20 protein-coding genes, 1 other RNA gene and 1 riboswitch are annotated in these 25,318 nt (G+C 44.6%); of the genes, 7 read left to right on the top strand and 14 right to left on the bottom strand.

Annotation, left to right across the window (positions count from 1 at the left end; genetic code table 11):
• Positions 1 to 93: 93 nt before the first annotated feature.
• Positions 94 to 1,275: a C40 family peptidase gene (locus ACFSUO_RS10945; protein ID WP_382394057.1), complete on the bottom strand. Its 1,182-nt coding sequence runs from the start codon at positions 1,273 to 1,275 to the stop codon at positions 94 to 96.
• A 969-nt stretch (positions 1,276 to 2,244) separates the two neighbouring features.
• Here ACFSUO_RS10945 and ACFSUO_RS10940 point away from each other — a divergent pair.
• Positions 2,245 to 3,267 carry an aromatic acid exporter family protein gene (locus ACFSUO_RS10940; protein WP_382393985.1) on the top strand — a complete coding sequence of 341 codons (1,023 nt, stop codon included), beginning with the start codon at positions 2,245 to 2,247 and terminating at the stop codon, positions 3,265 to 3,267.
• Positions 3,268 to 3,318: 51 nt separating this feature from the next.
• Here the strand turns inward: ACFSUO_RS10940 and ACFSUO_RS10935 are convergent, their stop codons facing one another.
• Positions 3,319 to 4,317 (bottom strand): LLM class flavin-dependent oxidoreductase, encoded by a 999-nt coding sequence (locus ACFSUO_RS10935; protein ID WP_382393983.1) that lies wholly within the window; start codon positions 4,315 to 4,317, stop codon positions 3,319 to 3,321.
• 127 nt (positions 4,318 to 4,444) lie between these two features.
• Here ACFSUO_RS10935 and trhA point away from each other — a divergent pair, with 127 nt between their 5' ends.
• Positions 4,445 to 5,092 carry a PAQR family membrane homeostasis protein TrhA gene (gene trhA / locus ACFSUO_RS10930; RefSeq protein ID WP_382393981.1) on the top strand — a complete coding sequence of 216 codons (648 nt, stop codon included), beginning with the start codon at positions 4,445 to 4,447 and terminating at the stop codon, positions 5,090 to 5,092.
• A 79-nt stretch (positions 5,093 to 5,171) separates the two neighbouring features.
• On the opposite strand, the gene ACFSUO_RS10925 is transcribed toward trhA, so the two are convergent.
• A complete protein-coding gene (locus ACFSUO_RS10925; protein ID WP_382393979.1) occupies positions 5,172 to 7,490 on the bottom strand; it encodes an Eco57I restriction-modification methylase domain-containing protein in 2,319 nt (772 codons plus the stop codon).
• 163 nt (positions 7,491 to 7,653) lie between these two features.
• Here ACFSUO_RS10925 and guaC point away from each other — a divergent pair, with 163 nt between their 5' ends.
• The 3 genes from guaC to ACFSUO_RS10910 all read left to right on the top strand — a co-directional run bounded on the left by guaC (position 7,654) and on the right by ACFSUO_RS10910 (position 10,827).
• On the top strand, positions 7,654 to 8,637 hold the full coding sequence (gene guaC, locus ACFSUO_RS10920; protein WP_382393977.1) for a GMP reductase: 984 nt from the start codon (positions 7,654 to 7,656) through the stop codon (positions 8,635 to 8,637).
• A gap of 104 nt (positions 8,638 to 8,741) precedes the next feature.
• Positions 8,742 to 8,842, top strand: a riboswitch (TPP riboswitch).
• Positions 8,843 to 8,925: 83 nt separating this feature from the next.
• A complete protein-coding gene (tenA, locus tag ACFSUO_RS10915; RefSeq protein WP_382393975.1) occupies positions 8,926 to 9,612 on the top strand; it encodes a thiaminase II in 687 nt (228 codons plus the stop codon).
• 399 nt (positions 9,613 to 10,011) lie between these two features.
• Positions 10,012 to 10,827 carry a ZIP family metal transporter gene (locus ACFSUO_RS10910; protein ID WP_382393973.1) on the top strand — a complete coding sequence of 272 codons (816 nt, stop codon included), beginning with the start codon at positions 10,012 to 10,014 and terminating at the stop codon, positions 10,825 to 10,827.
• A gap of 53 nt (positions 10,828 to 10,880) precedes the next feature.
• On the opposite strand, the gene ACFSUO_RS10905 is transcribed toward ACFSUO_RS10910, so the two are convergent.
• The 6 genes from ACFSUO_RS10905 to secG form a co-directional block, all read right to left on the bottom strand.
• A complete protein-coding gene (locus ACFSUO_RS10905) occupies positions 10,881 to 11,510 on the bottom strand; it encodes an NUDIX hydrolase (protein ID WP_382394055.1) in 630 nt (209 codons plus the stop codon).
• Positions 11,511 to 12,425: 915 nt separating this feature from the next.
• Positions 12,426 to 12,768: a transfer-messenger RNA gene (ssrA, locus tag ACFSUO_RS10900) on the bottom strand.
• Positions 12,769 to 12,893: 125 nt separating this feature from the next.
• Positions 12,894 to 13,361 (bottom strand): SsrA-binding protein SmpB, encoded by a 468-nt coding sequence (gene smpB / locus ACFSUO_RS10895; RefSeq protein WP_382393971.1) that lies wholly within the window; start codon positions 13,359 to 13,361, stop codon positions 12,894 to 12,896.
• Positions 13,362 to 13,519: 158 nt separating this feature from the next.
• Positions 13,520 to 15,709 carry a ribonuclease R gene (gene rnr, locus ACFSUO_RS10890; protein WP_382393969.1) on the bottom strand — a complete coding sequence of 730 codons (2,190 nt, stop codon included), beginning with the start codon at positions 15,707 to 15,709 and terminating at the stop codon, positions 13,520 to 13,522.
• A 63-nt stretch (positions 15,710 to 15,772) separates the two neighbouring features.
• On the bottom strand, positions 15,773 to 16,519 hold the full coding sequence (locus ACFSUO_RS10885) for an alpha/beta hydrolase (protein WP_382393967.1): 747 nt from the start codon (positions 16,517 to 16,519) through the stop codon (positions 15,773 to 15,775).
• A gap of 111 nt (positions 16,520 to 16,630) precedes the next feature.
• On the bottom strand, positions 16,631 to 16,864 hold the full coding sequence (gene secG, locus ACFSUO_RS10880) for a preprotein translocase subunit SecG (protein ID WP_382393965.1): 234 nt from the start codon (positions 16,862 to 16,864) through the stop codon (positions 16,631 to 16,633).
• Between the two features lie 268 nt (positions 16,865 to 17,132).
• Here secG and ACFSUO_RS10875 point away from each other — a divergent pair, with 268 nt between their 5' ends.
• Positions 17,133 to 18,047, top strand: coding sequence for an alpha/beta hydrolase (locus ACFSUO_RS10875; RefSeq protein WP_382393963.1), 915 nt, complete (start codon positions 17,133 to 17,135; stop codon positions 18,045 to 18,047).
• 86 nt (positions 18,048 to 18,133) lie between these two features.
• Positions 18,134 to 19,840, top strand: a complete 1,707-nt coding sequence (gene ptsP, locus ACFSUO_RS10870; protein ID WP_382393961.1) for a phosphoenolpyruvate--protein phosphotransferase — start codon at positions 18,134 to 18,136, stop codon at positions 19,838 to 19,840.
• A 125-nt stretch (positions 19,841 to 19,965) separates the two neighbouring features.
• Here the strand turns inward: ptsP and ACFSUO_RS10865 are convergent, their stop codons facing one another.
• The 5 genes from ACFSUO_RS10865 to tpiA form a co-directional block, all read right to left on the bottom strand.
• Positions 19,966 to 20,553, bottom strand: coding sequence for a nitroreductase family protein (locus ACFSUO_RS10865; protein WP_382393959.1), 588 nt, complete (start codon positions 20,551 to 20,553; stop codon positions 19,966 to 19,968).
• Between the two features lie 27 nt (positions 20,554 to 20,580).
• Positions 20,581 to 21,549, bottom strand: coding sequence for a nucleoside hydrolase (locus ACFSUO_RS10860; protein WP_382393957.1), 969 nt, complete (start codon positions 21,547 to 21,549; stop codon positions 20,581 to 20,583).
• Positions 21,550 to 21,716: 167 nt separating this feature from the next.
• Positions 21,717 to 23,006, bottom strand: a complete 1,290-nt coding sequence (eno, locus tag ACFSUO_RS10855; RefSeq protein ID WP_382393955.1) for a phosphopyruvate hydratase — start codon at positions 23,004 to 23,006, stop codon at positions 21,717 to 21,719.
• A gap of 12 nt (positions 23,007 to 23,018) precedes the next feature.
• Positions 23,019 to 24,557, bottom strand: coding sequence for a 2,3-bisphosphoglycerate-independent phosphoglycerate mutase (gene gpmI, locus ACFSUO_RS10850; RefSeq protein ID WP_382393953.1), 1,539 nt, complete (start codon positions 24,555 to 24,557; stop codon positions 23,019 to 23,021).
• Positions 24,554 to 25,312, bottom strand: a complete 759-nt coding sequence (tpiA, locus tag ACFSUO_RS10845; protein WP_382393951.1) for a triose-phosphate isomerase — start codon at positions 25,310 to 25,312, stop codon at positions 24,554 to 24,556. Before tpiA ends, gpmI begins: the two co-directional genes overlap by 4 nt.
• Between the last annotated feature and the right edge of the window lie 6 nt (positions 25,313 to 25,318).

Genomic DNA, 25,318 nt, shown 5'->3' with positions numbered 1-25,318 from the left:
GGAGGATGAAGAGGTGTCATTTTTACCGGACTTTTTGAATAACCTCTAAAATAAAAAGACCCGTCCGAAGACAGGTCTTTCTGCTCATTTGATTTAGCGAACTCGCCGTACATGTCCAGCAAAGTGCGAACTCCAGTATGAACTATTCATATCGGCCACCGCAACCCCGCTTTTGTTTTGCGCACCGAGAAATTTGCCGTTACCAAGGTAAATTCCAACATGGCCATTGGTTTTATATGTATTGAAAAACACAAGATCCCCCGGCTTCGCATCACTGTAAGAAACCTTTTTACCGGTTGACTGCAGTGCTGCAGTGCTGGACGGAATCGAAATACCGGCTTGTCCAAATGCCCAGGATACAAACCCGGAACAGTCGAAACCACCAGGTCCCTTTCCGGCTACAACATATGGGGTACCCGTTTGTGTATACCCAGCATTAATTGCAGCGGATACATCTCCTCCACCTGTACCTTTGCCAAGCTGTTTTAGGTTTTCGTCATCAGAAGAGGAAGAGGACACTGACGGTGCCGATGGAGCAGCACTGGTTTGGGAAGACTCCCGGCTCTTGAGTTCCTGTTCAATGGACGCAAGGCTTTGGTCCTTATTCTTCAGCTCCGCCTTCATATTTTGCAGGTTTTCTTGATTCTCTTTCAGCTTTTGCTTATCCACTTCATTCTGTTCCTTCTGTGCCAGAATGGTTTCCTTCATTCCGTCGAGCTCTACTTTCATTGCTTTTAGTTCTTCCAGTTTTTCCTTTTTCTCCTTTTTCTTCTGCTCTAATTCATTTTTATTGGCTTCCTGCTGCGTTACAAGCTTTTCATCAGATTCGGCGATTTTTGACACAGCAGATACACGGGTAACAAGGTCACTGAAACTTTCAGCTCCGAAAATGACATCCAGAAAACTGACATCTCCACCGCTTTTTTGCAGGGAGACGATGCGGTCTTTCATGATTTCTTTCCGTTTTTCAATCTTTTTCTCCAGTTCCTCGACTTCTGCATCTATTGCCGGTATTTCTTCTTTAGCCACGGCAATCTGCTCTTTTGTCTTCTTCATTTTCTCTTGGTTTTTGTTCAGTGCTTCATTCACACTGTCAATTTTTTCATTTAATTCTTCCAGTTCTGCCATGACATCAGCAATCTGCTCTTCTGCTTCAGATAAATTTGTTTTAACCGCTGAACGCTCATCCTGAACATCCTGCAGCTTTTCCGCCCCGGCCGGAGCAGTGAAAAACAGACTTCCTGCCAGAACCACACCGGCTGTAAAACTAATCATACGTTTCAACGTTCATCCCTCCGCTTCCTCATAAAATTTCGTCTTTTTATGTACTGGCTATATATACCTAATGAACGCAACTAAATAATCTATGTCGACTATTAATTGTTTAATAGATTTGGGTAATTTGAATTATAGCATTTAAAAATGACATGCATGTAATAGAAATATTACAATTGTATTTCAAATGTATTTTTATCGAAGTCTCTTTTCGTAAACTTTGTTGGTTTTCCAGTGCAATTGATATAAACTGCGACATAACTTTGTATGAGTGTTAAATCGCCGCTGCGGAAATACACTGGGGTGCTCGTCGCGTTGCAAGCTGATTCGGCGAAGCGTACGCTCCTCGCAACTCGCAGCTAACTCGGTGGATGTTTTGCTCGTCGCTTTCCGTGGGCGGCTGATGAGCCTCCTCATGCTCGTCACGTTGCAAGCTTACCCGGCGAAGCATACGCTTCTCGCAGGTCGCAGATTACTCAGTGAAGTCTTGCTTTGTGCTTGCGCATTGCGGGGTCTCATCTAGGCCTCTGCTCCCACAGGAGTCTCCGTGTATTTCCTTCGCTGGTTTTATTGATTGGAGTAGGAATTATGATAGAAAAACGAATGATCCCACTTCCTAGTCCGGGTGAGTGGAGGGTGGTGACTCCTGCGGGAACAGCACGAGTCTGAAGACCCCGCAGCGGCGGTTTTCCGCGAGGAGGCTGAAGCCGTGCCCGCGGAAAGCATCCACCCGCATCGATCCCGGACTGTGGGCGAGAAATCGTCGTACTTATAGAAAACACTTCAGTAATTATGTCGCATTATATAGAAATTGTTAAGCAGGTTTCATTCTCTGGAATGACGCGAAAAGCAATAATCTTTTAGAAAACAGCCTTATCTAATGACCTTACGTTTTTGAAAATGGTTGCAAACGGGCGATAAAATTGTAAAAATAGGAGATTGACGGAGTTATATTTGGAGATGAAATAGATGAAACATGTTAAATTGCCGGGCAGTCGGGTCATCAAAACCGGTGTCGCCATCTTTATTACAGCCTGGATTTGCCTGTTGCTGGACTGGCCGCCTGTTTTTGCAGTCATTACAGCGATTGTCTCAATAGAACCGACTGTATCGGATTCCATTAAGAAAGGAATTGTTCGGTTTCCGGCATCGGCAATAGGATCGGCATATGCAGTACTTTTTATTTCTTTTTTCGGCAATTCACCATTGACGTACACATTGGCAGCTGTATTTACAATTGTGACCTGTTTCCGGCTTAAGCTGCACGCAGGACTGCTTGTCGCTACACTGACTTCCGTAGCCATGGTCGAAGTTATTCACAGCAATTTTTTAATGTCCTTCTTCATTCGGCTCGGCACAACAACGACTGGACTTGCTGTATCCACTATTGTCAATATGTTTGTGCTGCCTCCTGATTACACACAGGAAATCACCAAACGGGTGTACTCGATTGCATATAAAACGGGTATTGCAGTTGAGAAGGTTTTTTGTGATATTCTGGACGATGAACACGAGGTGGTTGTCGTGGAACAGGACTTGACGGATCAGATTGACAAAGCTATCCACCAGACGGAGGAGCTTATTCAGTTTCAAAAAGAAGAGGCAAAATATCACCCGCTTGCCGGAAGTGAATGGACGCGATTTCAAGCTGAACAGGAGCAGCTTGTCCGGCTGCGGCTGATTCATTATCATACCGATAATCTGATTCATACATCGTTCAGCACGATGGAACTCCCTGCTGAGAAGCGGCTCGCCATCCGTAATGCAGCTGAAGAACTTGCGGCGTCACTGAAAGACCCCAATTTATATTATAAGAAGGAGCATACGGAGTGGCTGCACCAACTAACCGGCCTGTTCTGGGATCATAATGAGGAAATCACAATCAAGAAGAAACAGCACCCAACCAGTTTTCGGCCGGAATTAATTTTGCTGTATGAGCTTGTCTCTATCTACCATCTGGTTGAGCGATATTACAAGTTAGAGCCACAATAACAGATTGAGCCGTGAACCCTGGGCTAATACTCTCTGCACAGGCAGTAGAGCTCAGCCCGGGATTTCATTTACCAGCAGTTCATAAGAGTTTTTCCTTGCTTCATAGCAGTGCGTATTGGTCAGGATCATCCATTCATCCGTGTTATATTGTGTTTTCAAATGGGCAAGCTCCTGTTTCACCTCAGCAGGATTGCCAACAATGGTCTGGTTACGCATCTTGCGGACCATAGCCATGTCCTCATCGGAGTACGTGTAATTTTTCGCCTCTTCCACGGAAGGCAATTTGCCATCTCCCTCCCCTTTCGCCTGCTGAACGCTCCACAACTGACTGCTCATGGCGAGTTCTTCCGCTTCAGCTGTTGTTTCAGCACAAATGACGGATACTGCTACAATCTTTTTTGCTTCTTTGTCCGGGTGCTTTTCCGTCATTGTTTTCGCATACCGCTGCATAATGCTCGGACCATCCTGATTACTCATGAAATGGCCGAACACATACGGCAGTCCGTATTCTGCCGCCAAAATTGCACTCTTTTCACTTGTACCCAACAGCCACGCCTCCGGTGGTGCTTCCGGTACAGGTGACGGCTTTATTTTAGCGTACATATCATCTTTGGAAAAATCTTGCTGTAAAAATTTGCGCAATTCATCAAGTGATTCCGGCATATGCCGCACATTTTCCAAAAAGTTTCCAGAAAGAGCCATTGATGCTTCCGCAGATCCGCCCGGCGCTCGCCCAATGCCCAAATCTACGCGGTCTGGATACAGTGTCGCCAGCAAATTATACGTCTCCGCCACGCGGAACGGCTTATAATGCGGAAGGAGGACAGCACCTGCACCGATTCGAATGCGTTCTGTTCTTGAACCGATAATTCCAAGCATCACATCGGGATTCGGACACGCCAGACCACCCATATCATGATGCTCTGCAATCCAATAACGTGTATACCCTAATCCGTCTGCTTTAACCGCCAAATCAACAGAAGCGTGCAACGCCTCCTGTGCAGTACTGCCTGAAGCAATAGGCGACTGGTCTAATATACTCCATTTCATTCATGATACCTTCTTTCCTGTGAAATTAACTCAGCAGCTTTCTTTTCATTTGAAATCCTATTGCTATACATCTATTGTTGGTATATACTTTGGAAAATTGCTAACGTGTGAAAAGGTGCTGATATTGTTGAGTTTTTCTATTCGTGAGCCAGTCAATGGGCTCACCCACTTATTTGGCGCAATCATGTCGGTCATTGGCTTGGCTGCCTTAATTGTTAAAGCACTGGAGACATCCGGATCGATCCTTGCTGTAGCCGCTGTCACTATCTTCGGTACAAGCATGATTCTTTTATACAGCGCTTCGGCAACCTATCATATGGTGGTTGCACGGGATCATATAATCGCCTTTCTGCGCCGGGTTGACCACTCCATGATTTTTGTGCTGATTGCCGGAACCTATGCACCATTATGTCTGATCAGCCTGCGTGGCAATACCGGCTGGGTGCTCTTTGCGGTAATAGCGGGCATCGCCTGTGCTGGGGTCACTTTCAAGCTAGTCTGGTTTCATGCGCCCAGATGGTTATCAACTGTATTATATATCGCCATGGGCTGGATTGTCATTTTCTTCAGCCCGCTGCTTGCTCCGATTATCGGAACTGCAGGCATGCTAATGCTTCTCTTCGGTGGTGTGTTTTATACGATTGGCGGATTCATTTACTGGCTCAAGCCACGGTTTTTGTCATTTAAACACATGGGATTCCATGAAATCTTTCACGTTTTTATACTGATTGGCAGTCTCTTTCATTTCATCTGTGTGTACGGCTACGTGCTTTAATACTGCAGTGGCAGAGACTTGCGATAATGTTACCCCCCTGTGGCAATGCGCAGGGGGGTTTGTCTATCGAATGAACAGATCACTTCAAGCATTCTTCTAAATTGGCGTCAATCAGCTTCAGGTCTTCTTCATCCAGTCCAAACGCATCTGCTGTGAGCTGATCGATTCGTTCATTCAGCTTTTCTTCCTGTACATTCAGTGCACCCATCGCTTTTCCTTTGTCTTTAGAATACATATCCTGTCTCGCGGTATGCAAAAGATTGCTTTTTTCCCGCTGGACTTGCAGCATTTGTATAACTGCTTCCGATATCTGTTTCATTTTCTGTTCCGAAACTTCCGGGACCGGAAACTTTTCCAAATCTTTCACTTTCAATTGCGGAAATGTTCTGCGCTGGAACTTGTCAAATTTATAGATGAACCAGAACGTCATGATCCTGGAATTGATTACACCTAAAAGAAACATAGGGTCTCTTTGAAAGTCGATAATATTATTGGAGTTACGGTCGTTTACTATTTCTTTTTCCGTGTAGACAGCATGGATTGCATATGTTGATTTGGAAGGAATCTGCCTTACTAAAATCCTTGGTGACGTGAAGAGTTCCTCCTTCCGTCTGGCGGCGAGGTTCGGGCCATATTGAAGCCAGCTGCCTCCCCAGTCCATAGAATAGCGGCACACATCCCGCCCTTCCAAATACATCCAATATGTATTGTCTATTTGATGGTCACTGTGGTATACCCTGTTTTCTTTCATTGCTTTTGTCTGGGGTGGTTCACCTTTGCCAACTTCGTATGCCACCAGTCCCGATTTCACTGTGGCAATTAATCCTAATTCACGGCTGCCTCCTTCTATCTTTTTCATGATGTCCAGAGCGCGGCGGTTTTTCATCAGTGAAATATTAATGATGCTTTCGTCATCGAGCAATGCATCCGGCTGTACTTCGGCGACAATATCCGTCTTGCCATTACCATATTCACCTAACTTCACCGTTGTCGGTGCTGTTTTCTGGAAAATGATAAAACACGTATCCACATCTGCCTGTTCAAACATGGGTTCGTATATGTTGATAATCTTCAGGTTGCCTGTATGCTCCAGTAAAAATCGGCGCATCTTTTTAAAGGAATCAATCGTCAGGCATGTATTAGGGACAATAAATGCAAACCAGCCGCCGTCGTTCAGCAAATGGTACGAGCGTTCGATAAATAACAGATAGGAATTAAGCTGGTAGTCAGCCAAGTGATAATAGGTACGAAAATACGCTTTTTCCGCATCCGTGAATGCCTTATCCCTTTCGAAAACATATGGCGGATTGCCGATAACAATATCAAACCCGCCCGCCTTCATAATCTCCGGAAATTCCTTATGCCAGTCAAATGCCTGGTTGGAAACCGCCGGATCAGTAATAATTGAATTTCCTGATTTGAAGTTGTCAGCCAATGATGCCGACTGCTTCGTTTTGCCGGCGGTTTTAAGCCACAGCGTTAGCTTGCATATTTCAATGCTCTCTACATTCAAATCGACACCGAACAAATTATTATTCAGGACAGAGCGATAGCTGGTCGTTGCACCTAATTCTTTATTGATTTTGTCCATTTCCAAAACCAGCATATCAAACGCCGTATTCAGGAATGCGCCACTTCCTGCGGCGGGATCAAGAATTTTAACCGATTCCAGCCGTTCCTGCAATTCATGGTAAAAAGTTTTGTCCTCCTCTGCCGGCAATTCTCCTTTTCTATCTTCTATCCAGCTGTTCAATGTTTCCTCCAGTAATAGTCTGGTAACACCTGAAGATGTATAAAATACTCCATCCTTCTTCCGTTTCCCTCCCACCGGATTCAATGTTTCGTTCAGGTTTTCCGCTTTTATGGCTTCCATGTCATTGATCGACTGTTCAAAAACATGCCCTAGTATATTCACATGAAGCTCTGTCGAAAAATCATAATTGATTATCTTTTCAAACGACGAAAAAATATCATCTTGAATAACTAGTTTGTCTAATTCGGTATCTTTCTTAAATAGGCCGCTATTGATCCCGTTGATACCCATCTCTGGATTTCCTTTATCAATCGAATCGAACCATTCTTTCAGCTGAGCCCATAGAGTTGTTCCATTTCTGTCAGACGATTGTTCGTTGGCTTGAACGATATCCCGGAATAGATGAGCTGACACCAGGCCAGTGTCCTCGCAAAAACAAATGAATATAACACGATCTAGAATTTTTTGTGCCTTTTTAAAAATAACTAAATTGCTGCATTCTCTATTATGTTTCCGTAAATGCCCGAACAATTCTTCCCGGATCTCCTGATAGTCCTGATAAAAAGCTTTGAAAATATCGTGTTCTGTACCCCTATTGTGATACCGGTTATCTGTTTCATTCCTGCTCAGTGTAGTATACCGCATTGTTTCACCCGCTTATAAATGGTGCAAATCACCCACATTATAGCACAAATAGTATAAGTGATCGTCCAGTTTTGACATACCAAAACGATTCGTGTATAGTACGAAATGTACGAACATTTAATTTGATTTTTAATATAACATTCGTTTATTAGGAGAGATATTCATGGAAAACGTATTCGATTATGAAGATGTACAGCTGATTCCGGCCAAATGTGTCGTGAACAGCCGATCTGAATGTGACACATCCATTACTTTAGCTGGACATACGTTTAAACTTCCGGTTGTACCGGCCAACATGCAAACGATTATGGACGAGGACATAGCGGCTGAGCTGGCTGCCGGCGGATATTTTTATGTCATGCACCGGTTTGAACCAGATAAACGTCAGGCTTTTATTCAGGATATGAACAAACGCGAATTGTTCACTTCTATCAGCGTCGGTGTTAAACAAACAGAATATCCGTTTATTGAACAACTTGCGAATGAACAGCTTATACCGGATTTCATTACCATCGATATTGCGCACGGCCATGCAAATGCGGTCATCAACATGATCCGCCACATTAAAGAACATTTGCCAAACAGTTTTGTGATTGCTGGTAATGTTGGCACACCGGAAGCTGTAAGAGAACTGGAACATGCTGGTGCAGATGCAACCAAAGTTGGTATAGGCCCTGGAAAAGTATGCACAACAAAATTAAAAACGGGTTTCGGAACCGGGGGCTGGCAATTAGCGGCACTAAGATGGTGCGCCAAGGCAGCGACTAAACCAATCATTGCTGATGGCGGTATCCGGACACATGGCGATATTGCAAAATCCGTCCGTTTTGGTGCGACGATGGTCATGATTGGCTCCCTGTTTGCCGGTCACGATGAATCCCCTGGTGAAACAGTTGAAAAAGATGGGAAACGGTATAAAGAATACTTTGGTTCAGCTTCGGAATTCCAAAAGGGTGAAAAGAAAAATGTAGAAGGAAAGAAAATGTACGTGGAGCATAAAGGTTCGTTAAAAGATACATTGCAGGAAATGGAACAGGATCTGCAATCCTCCATATCCTATGCCGGTGGGTCTAGTTTAGAAGCGATCCGTCATGTGGATTATGTCGTCGTGAAAAACTCCATATTTAATGGGGATAAAGTATATTAGTCATGGAACCAACGCAAACACCTGCACCATATTTCATTTTACAAAGGAACAGGAATTGACAGACGTATTATTTGCGTATACCATAATAGCTAACTGAATAATTAAAAAAACACTAGGGGAGCATTGCATTGCTGAGAAAGGTAAGTCTTGACCCTTTGAACCTGATCTAGTTCATACTAGCGTAGGGAAGTGGAAATGATGAAGGATTTATGGATGTAGTCAGTTTTGCTTTAGCGGTAAATGATTTTTTATGCTCCCCCTAGTGAAATAGGAGAGGAGCTATTTACTATGGAACAAAAATTCAGTGATCGCGTTTTTGAGCGGGTAAAACCTTTGTGGAATTCTTATTTGGAGCATCCCTTTGTCAAAGGTATCGGCGAAGGGAATGTAGATGAAGAAAAGTTTAAGCACTATATGAAACAGGACTATATTTACTTAATTGAATACTCTCGCGTATTTGCAATTGGAGCTGCAAAAGCGCATAACTTAAAGACAATGACGATGTTTGCAAATTTACTTTCCGGTACAATGAATTATGAAATGGATTTACACCGGGAGTACGCAGCGAGATTCGGCATTTCAAATGAGGAATTGGAAGCAACCGAACCGTCCGCTACAGTTACAGCCTATACAAGCTATATGTTAAATAAAGCGCAAAACGGCGGCGTTGAAAATGCGATCGCATCGGTTTTGGCCTGCGCATGGAGTTATAATTTTATCGGAAAAGAACTTGCCACATGGCCAGGTGCAACCGAACATGAGCTTTATGGAAATTGGGTTAAATTGTATTCGTCGGAAGAATTCACAAAAATCGCGGAAGACTGCATCAACCTTATTAATAATATCGCGGAAGGAAAACCTGAGCATGAACAGAAAGAACTAGAAGAAATTATTGTAAAGACAAGTTATTTTGAATATATGTTTTGGAATATGGCCGAAAATAAATCATTCTGGCCAGTCGAACCAACTGTATAACATAACTCGTAAACTTCCTTCTTTTAATTTAGGGGGAAGTTTTTTCATACAATACCTAGTTTTAAAATAACAGTCTCAGCACAGGCGCAAAGACGAATTTTCGGTCTTTGCGTTTTTTTATAACGTCAAAAAGAGAAAGTGTGGACGACCTCACAAGAATACTTCGGCACACGCCATGCGACAGATGGAATGGCTGAGTCTTTCTAAGTACCTGCGGGACAGCCCTTAAGCAATTGACATCCAACTGGAGCAGGTGTATACTTTCCATAGTCAATAAAAGTTTCCTTAGGTAAACATTTAGGTGTGCACAAAACAAAAATGCCATAATTAATCAATTTTTAATCATTGAAACATATTCTGACCATTAACGGATCAAAATATAGGAGAGGAGCATTAATTATGTTTGATTTTTTTCTGGAATTGAATCCAATCGCACAGGCAACGATTGCTACTCTTTTCACATGGGGCATGACTGCATTAGGTGCAGCACTGGTTTTCACAACAAAAGGGTTCAATCAGCGTTTTATGGACAGTATGCTTGGTTTTGCCGGCGGTGTCATGATTGCCGCAAGTTTCTGGTCGTTACTTGCGCCAGCATTAGAGAAGGCGGAGGGAGGTCCTGTGCCAGCATGGGTTCCCGCCGCAATTGGCTTTTTGCTTGGTGGCTTTTTCTTATGGGGAGCAGACAAATTACTCCCGCACCTTCATCCGGGTTTAAAGATGGATCAGGCTGAAGGAATCAACCCGGAAAGAAAAAGACGGAGTACGCTGCTTGTTTTGGCAGTTACATTGCATAACATTCCGGAGGGGCTTGCTGTTGGTGTTGCTTTCGGAGCAATTGCCGCCGATCTGCCAATGGCTTCACTCGGCGGTGCCATTGCACTAGCTCTCGGCATTGGAATTCAGAACTTTCCAGAGGGATTGGCCGTTTCGATGCCGCTTCGTCGTGAAGGAATGGCACGAAGGAAAAGTTTCTTTTATGGACAGATGTCTGGCATGGTCGAACCGATAGCCGGTGTCATTGGAGCATTGGCGGTTACTATTATGCAGCCCCTTTTGCCGTATGCACTCAGTTTTGCGGCAGGAGCAATGATTTTCGTCGTGGCTGAAGAAGTCATCCCAAGCTCACAGGAAAACGGCAATAAAGACCTTGCCTCCATGAGCGTCATGTTCGGATTCGCCATCATGATGATTCTCGATGTTGCATTAGGTTAACGGGACGCGGGGACTGTCCCTTGTCCCGCTCCCACCCCTCTTGCCCAAACAACCTACATCGTCTTTAGCAGCCCGACAAAATGATACATAATCATGGCGGTCAGACCCCAAATGACATTCCCATCATACTGATAAAAAAGCTCATCCCTGCTGCGCTCATTCCAGTTATAATTTTTCCCGCCCTGGATGAGTTCAAAAGGAAAGTCTTTTTCAGGCATGGGCTGGTATGCCACTTTATATTTTTCTGGTTCAGTTTCCAAAAAAAATGACAGTGGTACGTTAAACACCCGTTCCACTTCGGACTGATTTGGCTGAATCTGTTCTGGATTTATAATTCTGCCGGCGAACGGATAGACAATTCTTGTATCGGAAACGAGATAATCAAACGGGAAAACATCGCTTACCGCTGACTGTTCAATCCCCAATTCCTCCGACGTTTCCCTAATCGCACATTGACGCTCATCCGAATCACAGCTGTCAATCTTCCCGCCCGGAAAGCAAACATCCCCCGGCTGACTGCGCATATGCATGGCTCGAACCTCAAACAAAATATAGGGTTCACCGTGATCCTTTTCAACGATTGGAATGAGAACGCCATATTCACGGTATTGTTCCCGTCCCAGAATAGATGGACGATAATGCTTTAACTTCGTAGTAATATCTCCTATATCCAACTCACACACCTCCGTCACACACTTTTCATTATACAGGTCTATGTACAAGAACAACAATCATACTTACTTATAGAGGTTGTTCAAAAAACCCGGTGAAAATGACACATCGACGGGTGCAGAAGTCACCACACTCGCACTTATAGGAGTTTGCCAAACCGGTAAAGGTAGTATTTTCTTTTAGAGGATAACGTTTCTGCGGAGTATAATTTTTTAAAGAAAAAGACTATTCTTTTTTATAAGGTATGGTAAAATGAATATCCCCCTTTTAGAAAGGGGGTGGTAGATATGGAGACGTCTTAATTCTTTTAACGTCTATTATTAATTTGACAGTTGCTGTTATTAACTTGACAGCCGTCATTTTAACAAGACGAAAAAAGAAAATGGACTCCCTCATTAATAGAGAAAGTCCAAGAACCCACGGAGAGGATTAAATACCTCTCCTCCCATATTCTTCTCTAAGAGTAAACTATTTACGAAAAATACGCAAGGAAGAAGTGATAATATGCTTTGGATTTCGCTTTTTATTTCTATAATTGCATTGGTCATATCCGTATATACATTAATTTTATTAAAAAACAATAAATAAAACCACCAACATATGTATTGGTGGAGACGGTGGGACGTGCTCTTCCATGCTTTCACATGGCACTGACTATATCTTGAACCTGATTATCCCAGGTTCTCCGGCGTCTTATGCGAAATAGTTTATTTGCCTATTGAAGTTGAAGGCAGCATTCCGCATCCTAGTACTACCTGCCCTCAGGCAGCCTATGAGTCGATACACGGCTGTTGGATTACTCCACATACCGCTCGGTGTTGCCCTATTGCCTCTAATTTGTTGCCAAGATTATCTCCATACAACTTAGGTTTCACCGATAAAGCCGGATTATCACTTTTGTGTTACCACAAAAGGCGACTAATTACTAATCGAACCCACGTCCAGAGATATCGCCACTCAGATCACTACACGCTTAGTTGGTATATTATCATTCGCTTACCTCGCAGCCTACCAACAGGCTTTGAGGAAGCTAGTCTGATTCGTTTCAGCCAATATCCTCAGACGGTGGACACTGGATTAGCCCGCTTCATTTGAGACCCTTCAATCTGCTCCACGGGCGAGAGCAGGAAGGATCGCTCTAGGCAGTGCTTAGGCAGCTGCTAGAGCTGGTGAATTGTTTTCTTCGCCAGTTATATTTAGGCAATAACGTTTTACGAGCCGTAACCTCGACGTGCGATCTGAGCTCGATCTATCCCTGTCGAATCCGTAACGTCCCCATATAATAAAGATGGAGAATACGCTCGGATAGAGCGAGCATTATTCATTTATTTGTTTGTCATCACGACAATACTTATTGTAACACATCAGCGGCAGAAGTCAAGCACGGCTGAGCGTCACTGCATGCTTTCCTTGACAGCACGATCGGCGTCTCGTTTCATTTGCTTGCGTTTCAGATCTTCCCGCTTGTCGTATTTCTTTTTTCCTTTTCCTATACCAATAAGCACTTTTGCCACGCCATTTTTAATATAGACCTTCAGTGGCACGAGGGAGTAGCCTTTTTGATGAATCTGACCGGCAAGTTTATCGATTTCTTTCCGGTGCAGAAGCAATTTGCGTGACCGAGTCGGGTCATGGTTGAACTGATTCCCCTGTTCATACGGAGCAATATGCATATTAACAAGCTGCAGTTCCCCGCGGCGATCAATTCTGGCATGGGAATCTTTTAAATTCACACGGCTAGCACGGATGGATTTAATTTCTGTTCCTCTCAGAACAATGCCAGCTTCAATGGTTTCTTCGATAAAAAAATCATGTCTTGCTTTTTTATTCTGTGCAATTAATTTCCCGGTTCCTTTTGGCATACCTACATCCTCCCACTACATGCGTGGCCTTTATTTTAACAGATAAAAGCTTTTTTTCCAATTATCCGGACAGTGACGTTACAAAAAAGACTAACATGGTGCACACGCACAGCACATTAGTCTTTTTCAGATTCATTCTTTCACCGCAGTCCCATCAGTCATTTTTTAACCTTTTTCGCCTTAATTTTTTTCCTTCCCTTTTTCTTAGGCGTCGGGGCGGGGTTCGCCAATTCAAAATCAACAACACGTTCATCCAGGTTGACTTTTACCACGCGAACGTCCACTTCTTCCCCAATCTTGTACATGTTGCCGGTTCGCTCGCCTATCATAGCATGGCTGCGATCGTCATAGTGATAGTAGTCATCGGTCAAATAGCTGACATGGACAAGCCCTTCAATCGTGTTTTCCAGCTCGACAAACAGCCCGAAATTTGTAATGGAACTGATCACGCCGGTAAACTCTTCTCCAATTTTATCTTCCATGAATTCGGCTTTTTTCAGATCATCGGTTTCTCGTTCCGCGTCAACGGCTGCCCGCTCCGTTTCCGATGAGTGGCGGGCAATCTCCGGCATTCTTTCTTTCCAATGGTTTGTCGTTTGCTGATCCATTTGTTTGTTAATCAGATACGTTCGGATCAAGCGGTGTACAATTAAGTCCGGATAACGCCGGATTGGAGAAGTGAAATGGGTGTAAAAATCCGTCGCCAAGCCAAAGTGCCCGACACTCTGCGGGTCATATTTCGCCTGCTGCATGGAGCGCAGCATAAGTTTAGACACAATCATTTCTTCCGGCTTGCCTTTTACTTCTTCAATCACTTTCTGCAATGCCTGCGGATGAACTTCATTGGCAGTTCCTTTGACCACATAGCCAAGCCCTGCTATAAATTCAAAGAAATGTTGCAATTTACTTTCATCCGGGTCCTGGTGAATCCGGTGAATAAAAGGTACGTCCATCCAATGGAAGTGCTCAGCAATCGTTTCATTCGCTGCCAGCATAAATTCCTCAATCAGGCGTTCAGCAACTGACCGTTCCCTTAGAACAACATCTTCTGGCTTGCCGCTGTCATCAACCAGAACCTCGGCTTCCTTGAAGTCAAAGTCAATTGCGCCGCGGCCCATTCGCTTCCCGCGCAGAATTTCAGCAAGTTTTTCCATATTCTCAAACATAGGGACAAGCGGTTTGTATTGCTCGTGAACAGATGCATCCTTTTCGACAAGAATTTTATTGACATCCGTGTAGGTCATCCGCTCGTCTGTTTTGATGACACTCTGAAAAATTTCGTGACCAACCACTTCACCTTTGTTATCAATCTCCATTTCACATCCAAGTGTTAGCCTGTCCACCTGGGGATTCAGGGAACAAATACCGTTGGATAGCCGATGTGGAATCATTGGAATGACCCGGTCAACCAAATAGACACTGTTTCCGCGCTCAAACGCTTCCTTATCAATTGGTGTATTTTCTTCGACGTAATAACTGACATCGGCAATGTAAACACCAAGCTTGTAATGGCCATTCTCCAATTTCTCTACCGAAACAGCATCATCCAAATCTTTGGCGTCCGCCCCGTCAATGGTGACGATTTGTTTATCACGCAGGTCACGACGGTTCTCCAGTTCAGCTGGATCAATTTCATCTGGTGTATTGGCAGCCTGCTCCAAGACCTCTTCCGGAAAGTCCATTTTAATGCCATGCTTATGGATGATTGAAATGATATCTATTCCAGGGTCATTTTTATGACCAAGAATATGAACGATCTCCCCTTCTGCGCTCATTCGGGCTTCTGGATATTTAGTAATGAGAGCTATCACCTTATGACCGTTGACCGCACCACCTGTCTGGTTTTTGGGTATAAATATATCGTTCGGTATCCGCTTGTCATCCGCAATCACAAATCCGAATGAACCACTGTCATCAAACGTCCCGACCACCTGATGGGTCGCACGCTCCAATATACGAATAACCGTCCCCTCTGGCCTATTTCCATCTGCATTTCTTTTTTCAATACGCACCAGTACCACGTCATTATTCATTGCTGAGGCCAAATCCGAATGATGGATATAGATATCGGACTGGTTATCATCATCAGGGATCAGGAACGCAAACCCTTTTGCATGCATTTGAATTTTCCCGCGGACAAGATTCATTTTCTCCGGAAGTCCGAAGCGATTTTTGCGTGTTCGAACCAATTCACCGCTTTCCTCAAGTTCATTGAGGGCTTGCACCAGCTCTTTGAATTCCACAGCTTCCTGCAGCTGCAGTTCATCCTCCAGTTCCTGGACAGCGAGCGGCTTCTCGCTATGTTCGTTAAAATAATTCCTTATCCGCTCTATCATCATTTCACTCATTATCTCACCTTCTTTCGTTAGTATTATTCACGTATTTTCTAAATAATAATCATCAACAAATAATTATACCTGCCAATCAAGGGATTCCAAAAATTGATAAATATCCTCGTGAAGTTGCTCTTTTTCCTTGTCCATAGTAATGACGTGACCGGAGTGCTCATACCATTTTATATCTTTTTCGTCAGTTTCCACATTGTCATAAATATAGGAAGCGCTGTCCGTGTTGATCATTTCATCCTGCCGTGCCTGGACAACTAATGTTGGTGTGTAGATGGTATCAATCTGGTTATGGACTTCCGTTATTAAGTCAGCCAGATCTTCAAACATACTCTGGGATTGGTCAACAAGCTGCTGGACTTCGTTTTCAATGGTATCTTTATCTTTCCCTTCCAGCTGCTTGAATTCCCTCGCTTTAAATTTATATCCTTTCGTCAGCTCTTCCTTGTTGTCAAAAAACATCGGGGCACACATTGGAATGACCCCTTTCACTTGTTTCGAATAAGCCAATTTCAAGCTCATTACTCCACCGAGTGACAGTCCAGCGACTGCTATTTCTGAGTATCCCAGCTCTTTCAGATGGTTGTAAGCATTGACGGCATCCTCCCACCATTCGTCGGCACCGGCTTTCACAAGTTCCTCCGGTTCCTTCCCGTGGCCACGGTAAATTGGTGCATGACTGGTATACCCTTTCTTTTCCAGAAAGCGTCCAAGCATACGCACATCGGCTGAATGTCCGGTGAACCCATGCAGCAGCAGGACCGCCCGGGGACCCGCTTCAAATGTAAATGGTTTCGGCAATTTAATTTTCATGACTATTTCATCTCCTTCTGCATCAGATCTCCATATCCTATACCTTACCCTAATATGTATACTTTGGAAATAAATAAACCCTTATCACATTACCGCGATAAGGGCCAATCACTATTGCAGAACATACGCACTAAGAAACGCCAAAACGAAAAAAAGCACTCCGGTCACAACAGTTGCGCGGTGCAGGAACAAATCCGCTCCACGGGCTTTCTGCTTGCCAAACAATTGCTCCGCTCCACCTGAAATCGCTCCGGAAAGACCGGCGCTTTTCCCGGATTGCAATAAAATAAGAACAATCATAATAATTGCATCAATCAGTAAAACAATATGGACAAGACCTTCCATCTATCGAGCACCTCCTCAACGGGCAAATACCTATTTGTACTTTAGCATAGTCAACGTGCACACCGCAAGTTTTTCCTTAAAGAGGTTGTTTATAAAGTCCGGTAAAAATGACGCTTCGAAATTTCGACGCACAGGACGTTGCGGACTTAGCCGACCGCCTCTTCCCTTTTTATCCTCCTTTTTGAACACATACTTTATGTTTGGACGTTTTTCTATATTCATTCTATCATAATAAGACCAATACTTCTCGAAATGGGTGGGATTTTGAATGAAAGAAACAGATTGGCTTTGTCGGCCCGACCATACTGCCATTTTCATGCGAAAGTGGGAAACTGCAGTTAAGAAGCCGACAGCGGTCGTGCAAATTGCCCATGGGATGCTCGAACATATTGGACGCTACCATGAATTCGCTTCGTTCTTAACCAAACACGGGATTACCGTTTATGGAAACGATCACCGCGGGCACGGGCGAACCGGTGACAATCAGGGGCTATTTGGCTATTTTGCTGACACAGATGGATTCGATAAAGCAACGGACGATATACAGGCAGTTACCGAACACATCAAAGAGGAGTTTCCCGACACACCATTATTCCTGATGGGACATAGCATGGGGTCCTTTCTGGCGAGACGGTATATGCAGCAATACAGCCGACTTTTGGATGGTGTGATTTTATCCGGGACCGGCTATTATGAACCTAGTTTCAGCCGGGGCGCAGCACGAATTGCCGCATCCCTTCCGCAGAAAGAAAAAGCGGTATGGCTGAACAGACTCGCCTTTTCTTCCTATAACAGGCGCATACCAGACCAACAAACAGCAGTCGACTGGCTAACACGTGATGACGCAATTGTCAGGAAATACCTCGAAGACCCATACTGCGGCTTTGTACCGACAGCCGGCTTTTTCAAAGATTTAATGACAGGATTAACGGTTATTCACGATAACAAACGCAACCAGCATATCCCCTCGGAGTTACCTATGCTTATTATAAGCGGAGCAGAAGATCCGGTAGGCGGCTATACGAGAGGTGTCTGGAAAACAGCGCACCTCTACAAGAATGCTGGTCTGAACAGGATGACCGCTACGTTCATGGAGGGCGGGCGTCACGAAATATTGAACGAAATTAACCGGCAGGAAGTGTACAGGCATGTCCTTGATTGGATAAACCAGCTCAACAGTTGACATTTCTTGATTCTATTCGCTAAAAAAGTGTAAAATATAACATGGATGAAGGAGTAAATTTTTATCGAAGGGTTGGTCTGAAGATCATGATTGAAGGAATTGCTGCATCCAGCGGGATAGCGATAGCAAAAGCGTATCAGCTTGTCACGCCGGAATTAACATATGAAAAGAAATCAATCGATGACCCAGCCAGTGAAGTGAAACGGCTGGACGATGCGCTTGCCATAGCTAAACAGGAACTGGAAAAAATCAGAGAACATACCAAAAAAGAAATGGGCGACGAGCATGCAGAGATTTTCTCAGCACACCTGCTTGTCCTCGACGATCCCGAACTGATTAATCCGATTAAAGACAAAATAAACAATGATCACGTCATGGCAGAAGCAGCACTGGAAGAAACCACCAACATGTTCATCGACATGTTCAAAAATATGGATAACGCGTACATGCGTGAACGTGCAGCAGACATTCAGGATGTGACCAAACGAGTATTAGCACACTTACTAGGGGTAACATTCCCGAATCCTGCTTTAATTGATGAGGAAGTCGTTGTGATTGCCGGGGACTTAACACCATCGGACACGGCACAATTAAACCGCGAATTTGTACAAGGATTTGCAACCGACGTCGGCGGCCGGACATCGCACTCTGCCATCATGGCCAGGTCACTGGAGATTCCTGCAGTCGTCGGAACGAAAGAAGTAACCGATTCAGTAAAACAAAATGACACGGTCATCGTTGACGGTCTCGAAGGAAAAGTGATTGTCAATCCTTCCAAGGAAGAACTGAATGCCTATAAAGAGAAACAAGCCAACTTTGAAAAACAAAAAGAAGAATGGGCTAAATTAAAAGATGAGCCAACCATTACTGCCGATGAAGAACAGGTTGAACTGGCTGCTAATATTGGAACACCTGATGACGTCGATGGTGTCCTTGACAATGGTGGCGAGGGAATCGGCTTATACCGCACCGAATTCCTGTATATGGGCAAAAACCAGCTTCCTTCTGAAGAGGAGCAATATAAAGCATATAAAACGGTACTTGAAAAAATGGGAGACAAGCCAGTCGTGGTCCGTACCCTTGATATTGGCGGGGATAAAGAGCTAAGTTATCTTGATTTACCGGATGAGCTTAACCCGTTCCTCGGTTTCCGCGCGATTCGGTTCTGCCTGGAAAACGAACACATTTTCAGGACGCAGCTAAGGGCATTATTACGTGCAAGCGTGCATGGCAACCTAAAAATCATGTTCCCGATGATCGCAACGCTCGATGAATTCCGTCAGGCAAAGGCCATTCTGACGGATGAGAAGCAAAAACTGAAGGACGAAGGGACCGATTTTGCAGATGGCATTGAAGTCGGCATCATGGTAGAAATTCCTTCGACTGCCGTCACAGCAAAACAATTTGCCAAAGAAGTGGACTTTTTCAGCATCGGCACAAATGACCTGATTCAATATACAATGGCTGCCGACCGGATGAATGAACAAGTATCCTACTTATACCAGCCTTACCACCCGGCCATTTTAAGCCTTGTAAGCAATGTCATTGACGCTGCACACAGTGAAAATAAATGGGTTGGCATGTGCGGTGAAATGGCCGGTGATACTATTGCAATTCCAGCATTATTGGGACTTGGACTGGATGAATTCAGCATGAGCGCCACATCCATCCTTCCGGCCCGCACACAGATTCGGGGATTGTCCAAAGAAAAAATGGCATCCTTTAAAGAAAAACTGCTGACCATGAGCACCACGGAAGAAGTGGTCGAATTTATAAAAGAAAAAACGGAATAACCATTGAAAAATCCCGGAACCCTCGCATCAGGGCCCCGGGATTTTTTGATTTAGGGTTTTGGTTGATATCCCTTGCAGTGCGGGTGCGGCAGGAATTAGTTCGTCGGAAGTGGATATTATACCACTTACTCAGAAATGATCTCCATTTTTTCTGTAATCGGTGTTCTCCCTTTATGACGCGGAACTTTTTCCGGATAACCGATTTGCATAACCGCTGCGATTTTTACCGCCTCAGCGTCAAGGCCGATATCCGCGGCAAACGTCTTATCATGCATGTAAGGTGTAATCGTCCAAAGCATGCCAACACCGTATTCCCACGCTGCCAATTGCGCATTTTGTATAAAAGCACAGACAGCAGCATATTCTTCCTCATAGCGCACGTCGCTGGTTTCTTTTTCAAAATAAATCAAGGCATGATGCGGAATGGCCGTCAGGAACCGTCTCATTGATTCAATCGTTTTCGCAGCTTTCGCATCATCAGCAGAACCTAGCATACCAATCCGCTGATAGCTTGCTATAATCGCATCGACGAATGACCGTTTCCCTTCCTGCTGGTACAGCTTAATATTCCATGGCTCTTTCATATAGTGAGTGGGAGCATATGATCCATAAGTAAAAATCTCCTGAAGGATATCGGTTTCCACTTCCTCCGTTTTGAACTGGTGGATGGACCGGCGTGCTTTGATTGCTGTTAATATGTCGATTGAAATCACCTCAGCTCGTATTCACTTCTATCACTATTATGCCATCCAGCCGGTCTGCTGCCCAGTCATAATCGACATAAACCGAGTATAAAACTGCTGGTAATCGAGATCGAAAGCTATGCGATGGTGGTTTTCCTGATTAGACCGGATCCGGTTATTCGACTGGCGGATATCGATAATACTTTGCCCCCGTGCCAAACTATCCAACTTCTGATCAATTTGAATCGGAAACCGTTCAAACACGAACATATTCTCATAGACGACAGCCATCAATGTAACAACATCATGCAGCGGGCTTCCGGATATGGCCGGATTACGCTGTTTATAAAACGCATAATAATAGTCTAGTAGTGGTTTTAAAATTTTCGCTTTTCCCGCCTGATTAATATAGTTTACCATCTGTGGTGTCGCAATAGCCTTTCTGGTCACATTTAATGGGACAATCGTTGTATTATGTGCATACTTTAAAACGATGTGCGCCGCCAACGGGTCCCCATAAAAATTAGCTTCCGCAACAGCAGTTACATTCCCGGGCGTCCAAAACGCGCCCCCCATAATGTAATACCCCTTCACATTACTCATTTCTGTCTGGTACAAAATAAACATAGTCGCAAGTGAGGTGAGCCTTCCAATATTAACAATGATCAGCTCATCCCCGTATTGCTTGATTATTTCTGCAACCTCCAGGAAATTTTCCTTCACAGAACCATCTTCGGCATGCGGTGGTATAATCGGCCCCAAACCATATTCGCCGTGTATTTCTGGAAAAAATTGCGGATTCTCCCCAGTCATCGGAATCTCTGCACCGGCAATGACTTTAACAGATGGACTGATATCAAATAAATCTCTGATATAGTGGATATTCGCAAGTGCTTTTTCCCTCGGTATATTCCCGTAATTAGCAACAATCCCCACGATGTCAATTGCATCATCAAAATGCCCGTAAATAAGTGCTGCTGTGTCATCAATGCCAATATCACCGAAAACAAGCATTTTTTGCGACAAACCATCCCCTCCTCCAATCACCGCATCCATACTTAACTTTATTCCAGGGGCGGAATGTCTTATACATCCATTTCTGTATAATAGTTACGGTTGGGGTAGAAGTGCAGATGGGAAGAATTCCTAAAAGAATAAAAAAGAGACGGAAATATCCGCCTCCCTAAAATATATTAGTTACTTTTCAAGTTATAAAAAGCATCTAAACCAGCGTATGCGCCCATTCCGGCCAATTCATCTTCAATCCGTAATAGCTGATTATACTTGGCTACACGGTCTGTCCGGGATGGAGCACCAGTTTTAATCTGACCTGCATTAGCAGCAACAGCGATATCAGCAATTGTCGCATCTTCTGTTTCCCCTGAACGGTGGGAGATAACAGCCGTGTATCCGGCACGTTTAGCCATTTCAATTGCCTCAAACGTTTCCGTCAGTGTTCCAATCTGGTTGACTTTCACCAAGATTGAATTGCCTGCTCCCTGTTCAATGCCATAAGAAAGCTTGCTTGTATTCGTCACAAACAAATCGTCGCCGACGAGCTGCACCCGATCGCCAATCCGGTCTGTCAGCATTTTATGGCCTTCCCAGTCATTTTCATCCAACCCGTCTTCAATGGAGATAATTGGATATTTATTGATCAGGTCCTCATACCAGTCAACCATTTCTGCTGCCGTACGGACAACGCCTTCACCTTTCAGATTGTACTTGCCATCTTCATAAATTTCGGAAGAAGCAACGTCCATGGCCAGTTTAACTTCTTCGCCTGGTTTGTAGCCGGCAGCCTCAATTGCCTCAACAATGGTTCCAAGCGCCTCTTCGTTGGAGCTGAGGTTTGGTGCAAAACCACCCTCATCACCGACACCCGTACTATAGCCTTTAGATTTCAGCACTTTTTTCAGTGCATGAAAAATTTCTGCACCAGTACGAAGCGCTTCTTTGAATGTTGGTGCAGCTGCAGGCATAATCATGAATTCCTGAATATCCACATTATTGTCCGCATGCTCGCCGCCATTCAAAATGTTCATCATCGGTGTTGGCAGTGTCTTCGCATTGAAGCCGCCCAAATAATTGTACAACGGCTGTTCAAGATAGCTTGACGCCGCGTGTGCCGCAGCAATGGACACACCAAGAATTGCGTTAGCCCCGAGCTTGCCTTTGTTTTCTGTACCATCGAGTTCAAGCATAATCTGATCAATGATGTTCTGCCGGGTTACATCAACACCCAGAAGTTCAGGTGCAATGACATCATTGACGTTTTCGACTGCTTTTTGTACGCCTTTGCCTAAGTAACGGTTTTTGTCATCATCACGTAATTCGACTGCTTCATATTCACCGGTTGAAGCACCGCTTGGCACTAGTGCTGCACCAAATGCACCTGACTCCGTGAATACCTCCACTTCAACTGTTGGGTTGCCGCGGGAATCAAGAACTTCGCGGGCATAAACATCTGTTATATATGGCATCCAACCACTCCTTTATTTTTTAATCAAAGTACTGCCGGTCATTTCTTCGGGTTTTTCGACATGCAGTAAATCAAGCAATGTCGGGGATAAATCCGCTAATATCCCCTCGTCGCGCAATGTTTCTCCCTCTCTCGTCACAATGACCGGAACAGGGTTTTTCGTGTGTGCTGTCATTGGATCGCCTTCAAGCGTAATGACTTCATCCGAATTGCCATGGTCGGCAGTGATAATGGCATTGCCACCGAGCTCAAGGATCTTGTCAACCACTTTCCCGAGGCACTCATCCACTGCTTCAATTGCTTTGATAGTCGGTTCAAGCATGCCGGAATGCCCCACCATATCTGGATTGGCGAAATTTAAAATAATCGCATTGTGCTCTTTGGCATCAAGCTCATCCAGCAGGGAGTCCGTTACTTTATACACACTCATCTCCGGTTGTAAATCATAGGTGGCAACTTTTGGTGAGTTAATCAGCACACGGTTTTCACCTGGAAATTCATTTTCGCGCCCGCCACTCATAAAAAATGTTACGTGCGGATATTTCTCCGTTTCCGCAATACGGAGCTGCTTCATCCCATTCTGTGCCAACACTTCACCAACTGTATTATCAAGGTTGGCCGGTTTGTAGGCCACATAGCCATCAATGGATTCACTGAATTCGGTCAGCATGACAAAGTCCAGATTTTTAGGCGGATGGCTGCCGCGGTCAAAGTCATGGAAGTCATCATTGGCAAATGTCCTGGATATTTGAATCGCGCGGTCAGGACGGAAGTTGTAAAAAATAATGGCATCTTCGTCCTGTACTTTCGCAACAGGGTTTCCAGCTTCATCTGTCATCACTGATGGAATCACAAACTCATCGTAAATTCCATTAGCGTAGGAGTCATCAATTGCCTCATATGGATCCTGATAAACGGGGCCTTCTCCGTAAACCATCGCGTCATATGCTTTTTTCACGCGGTCCCAGCGCTTATCCCGGTCCATGGAGTAATAACGGCCGGAAATCGTAGCAAACTGGCCAACGCCGTACTCGCGCATTTTTTCCTCTGTCTGCTTCACAAACTCTTTCGCTGTCTGCGGTCCGACATCACGGCCGTCCAGAAAGGCGTGTACATACACGTTTTGCAGTTCTTTTTCCTTCGCAAGCTTCAACAATGCAAACAGGTGGCTGATATGACTGTGAATGCCGCCATCCGACAGCAATCCAAAAATATGCAGCGCTTTATCATTTGCTTTCGCATGATCCATAGATTTCACGAAAGCACCTTTTTCAAAGAACTCGCCTTCTTTAATGGATAGATTAACCCTGGTCAGACTTTGGTATACAATTCTTCCGGCACCGATATTGAGGTGACCAACTTCCGAATTGCCCATTTGCCCCTCCGGCAGGCCGACTGCTTCCCCGCTTGCCTGCAACTGGGAGTGCGGGTATTGCTCCCAAAGGCGGTCAAAATTTGGTGTATGTGCCTGCTTGACGGCATTGCCTTTTTCTTCCTCACGCAGCCCAAAGCCATCAAGTATGATTAATGCGGCAAGATTTTGGTCCGTCATTTTGTACCTGCCTCCACAAGTTTCAGGAATGAATCCGGTTCAAGACTGGCACCGCCAACCAGGGCACCATCAATATCCGATTGTGCCAGCAGTTCGTCAATGTTGGCTGGCTTCACACTGCCGCCATACTGAATCACCAATTGTTCCGCAGTCCCTTCATCGGCAAAGCCTTTCACAACAGTACGGATTTGTGTGCAGACTTCATTGGCATCTTCACTGGAAGCTGTTTTGCCTGTTCCAATCGCCCAGATTGGCTCATAAGCGATGATAGAAGCAGCAATTTGTTCATTAGTCAGCCCTTCCAACGCTTTACGGACTTGTGATTCGATATGCGTCATAGTGTCATTCGCTTCCCGTTGTTCCAGCGTTTCACCGACACAAATAATCGGAGTCAGCCCATGTGAAAACGCTGCATGCACCTTTTTATTAACAGATTCATCCGTTTCGCCAAACAGTTCCCGGCGTTCAGAGTGGCCAATCACGACATGCGTGACACCAAGGTCCTGCAGCATGGCCGGGCTCACTTCACCGGTAAAAGCCCCGTTTTCTTCAAAATGCATCGTTTGTGCACCGATTTGCAGGTTACTACCTTTCGCCTTTTCCACCAGTGACGGCAAAAATGGGAATGGCGCGCACACAATGGCTTCCACATTGTCATCGTCAGGAAGTTTACCTGTTACATCACCGGCAAACCGATCCGCTTCAGCCGCTAGTTTATTCATTTTCCAATTTCCGGCTATTATTTTCTTTCGCATCATGCT

Source organism: Lentibacillus juripiscarius (assembly GCF_042685205.1).
GTDB classification, from domain to species: domain Bacteria; phylum Bacillota; class Bacilli; order Bacillales; family Amphibacillaceae; genus Lentibacillus; species Lentibacillus juripiscarius.
This window is presented reverse-complemented; position numbering and strand designations above follow the sequence as displayed.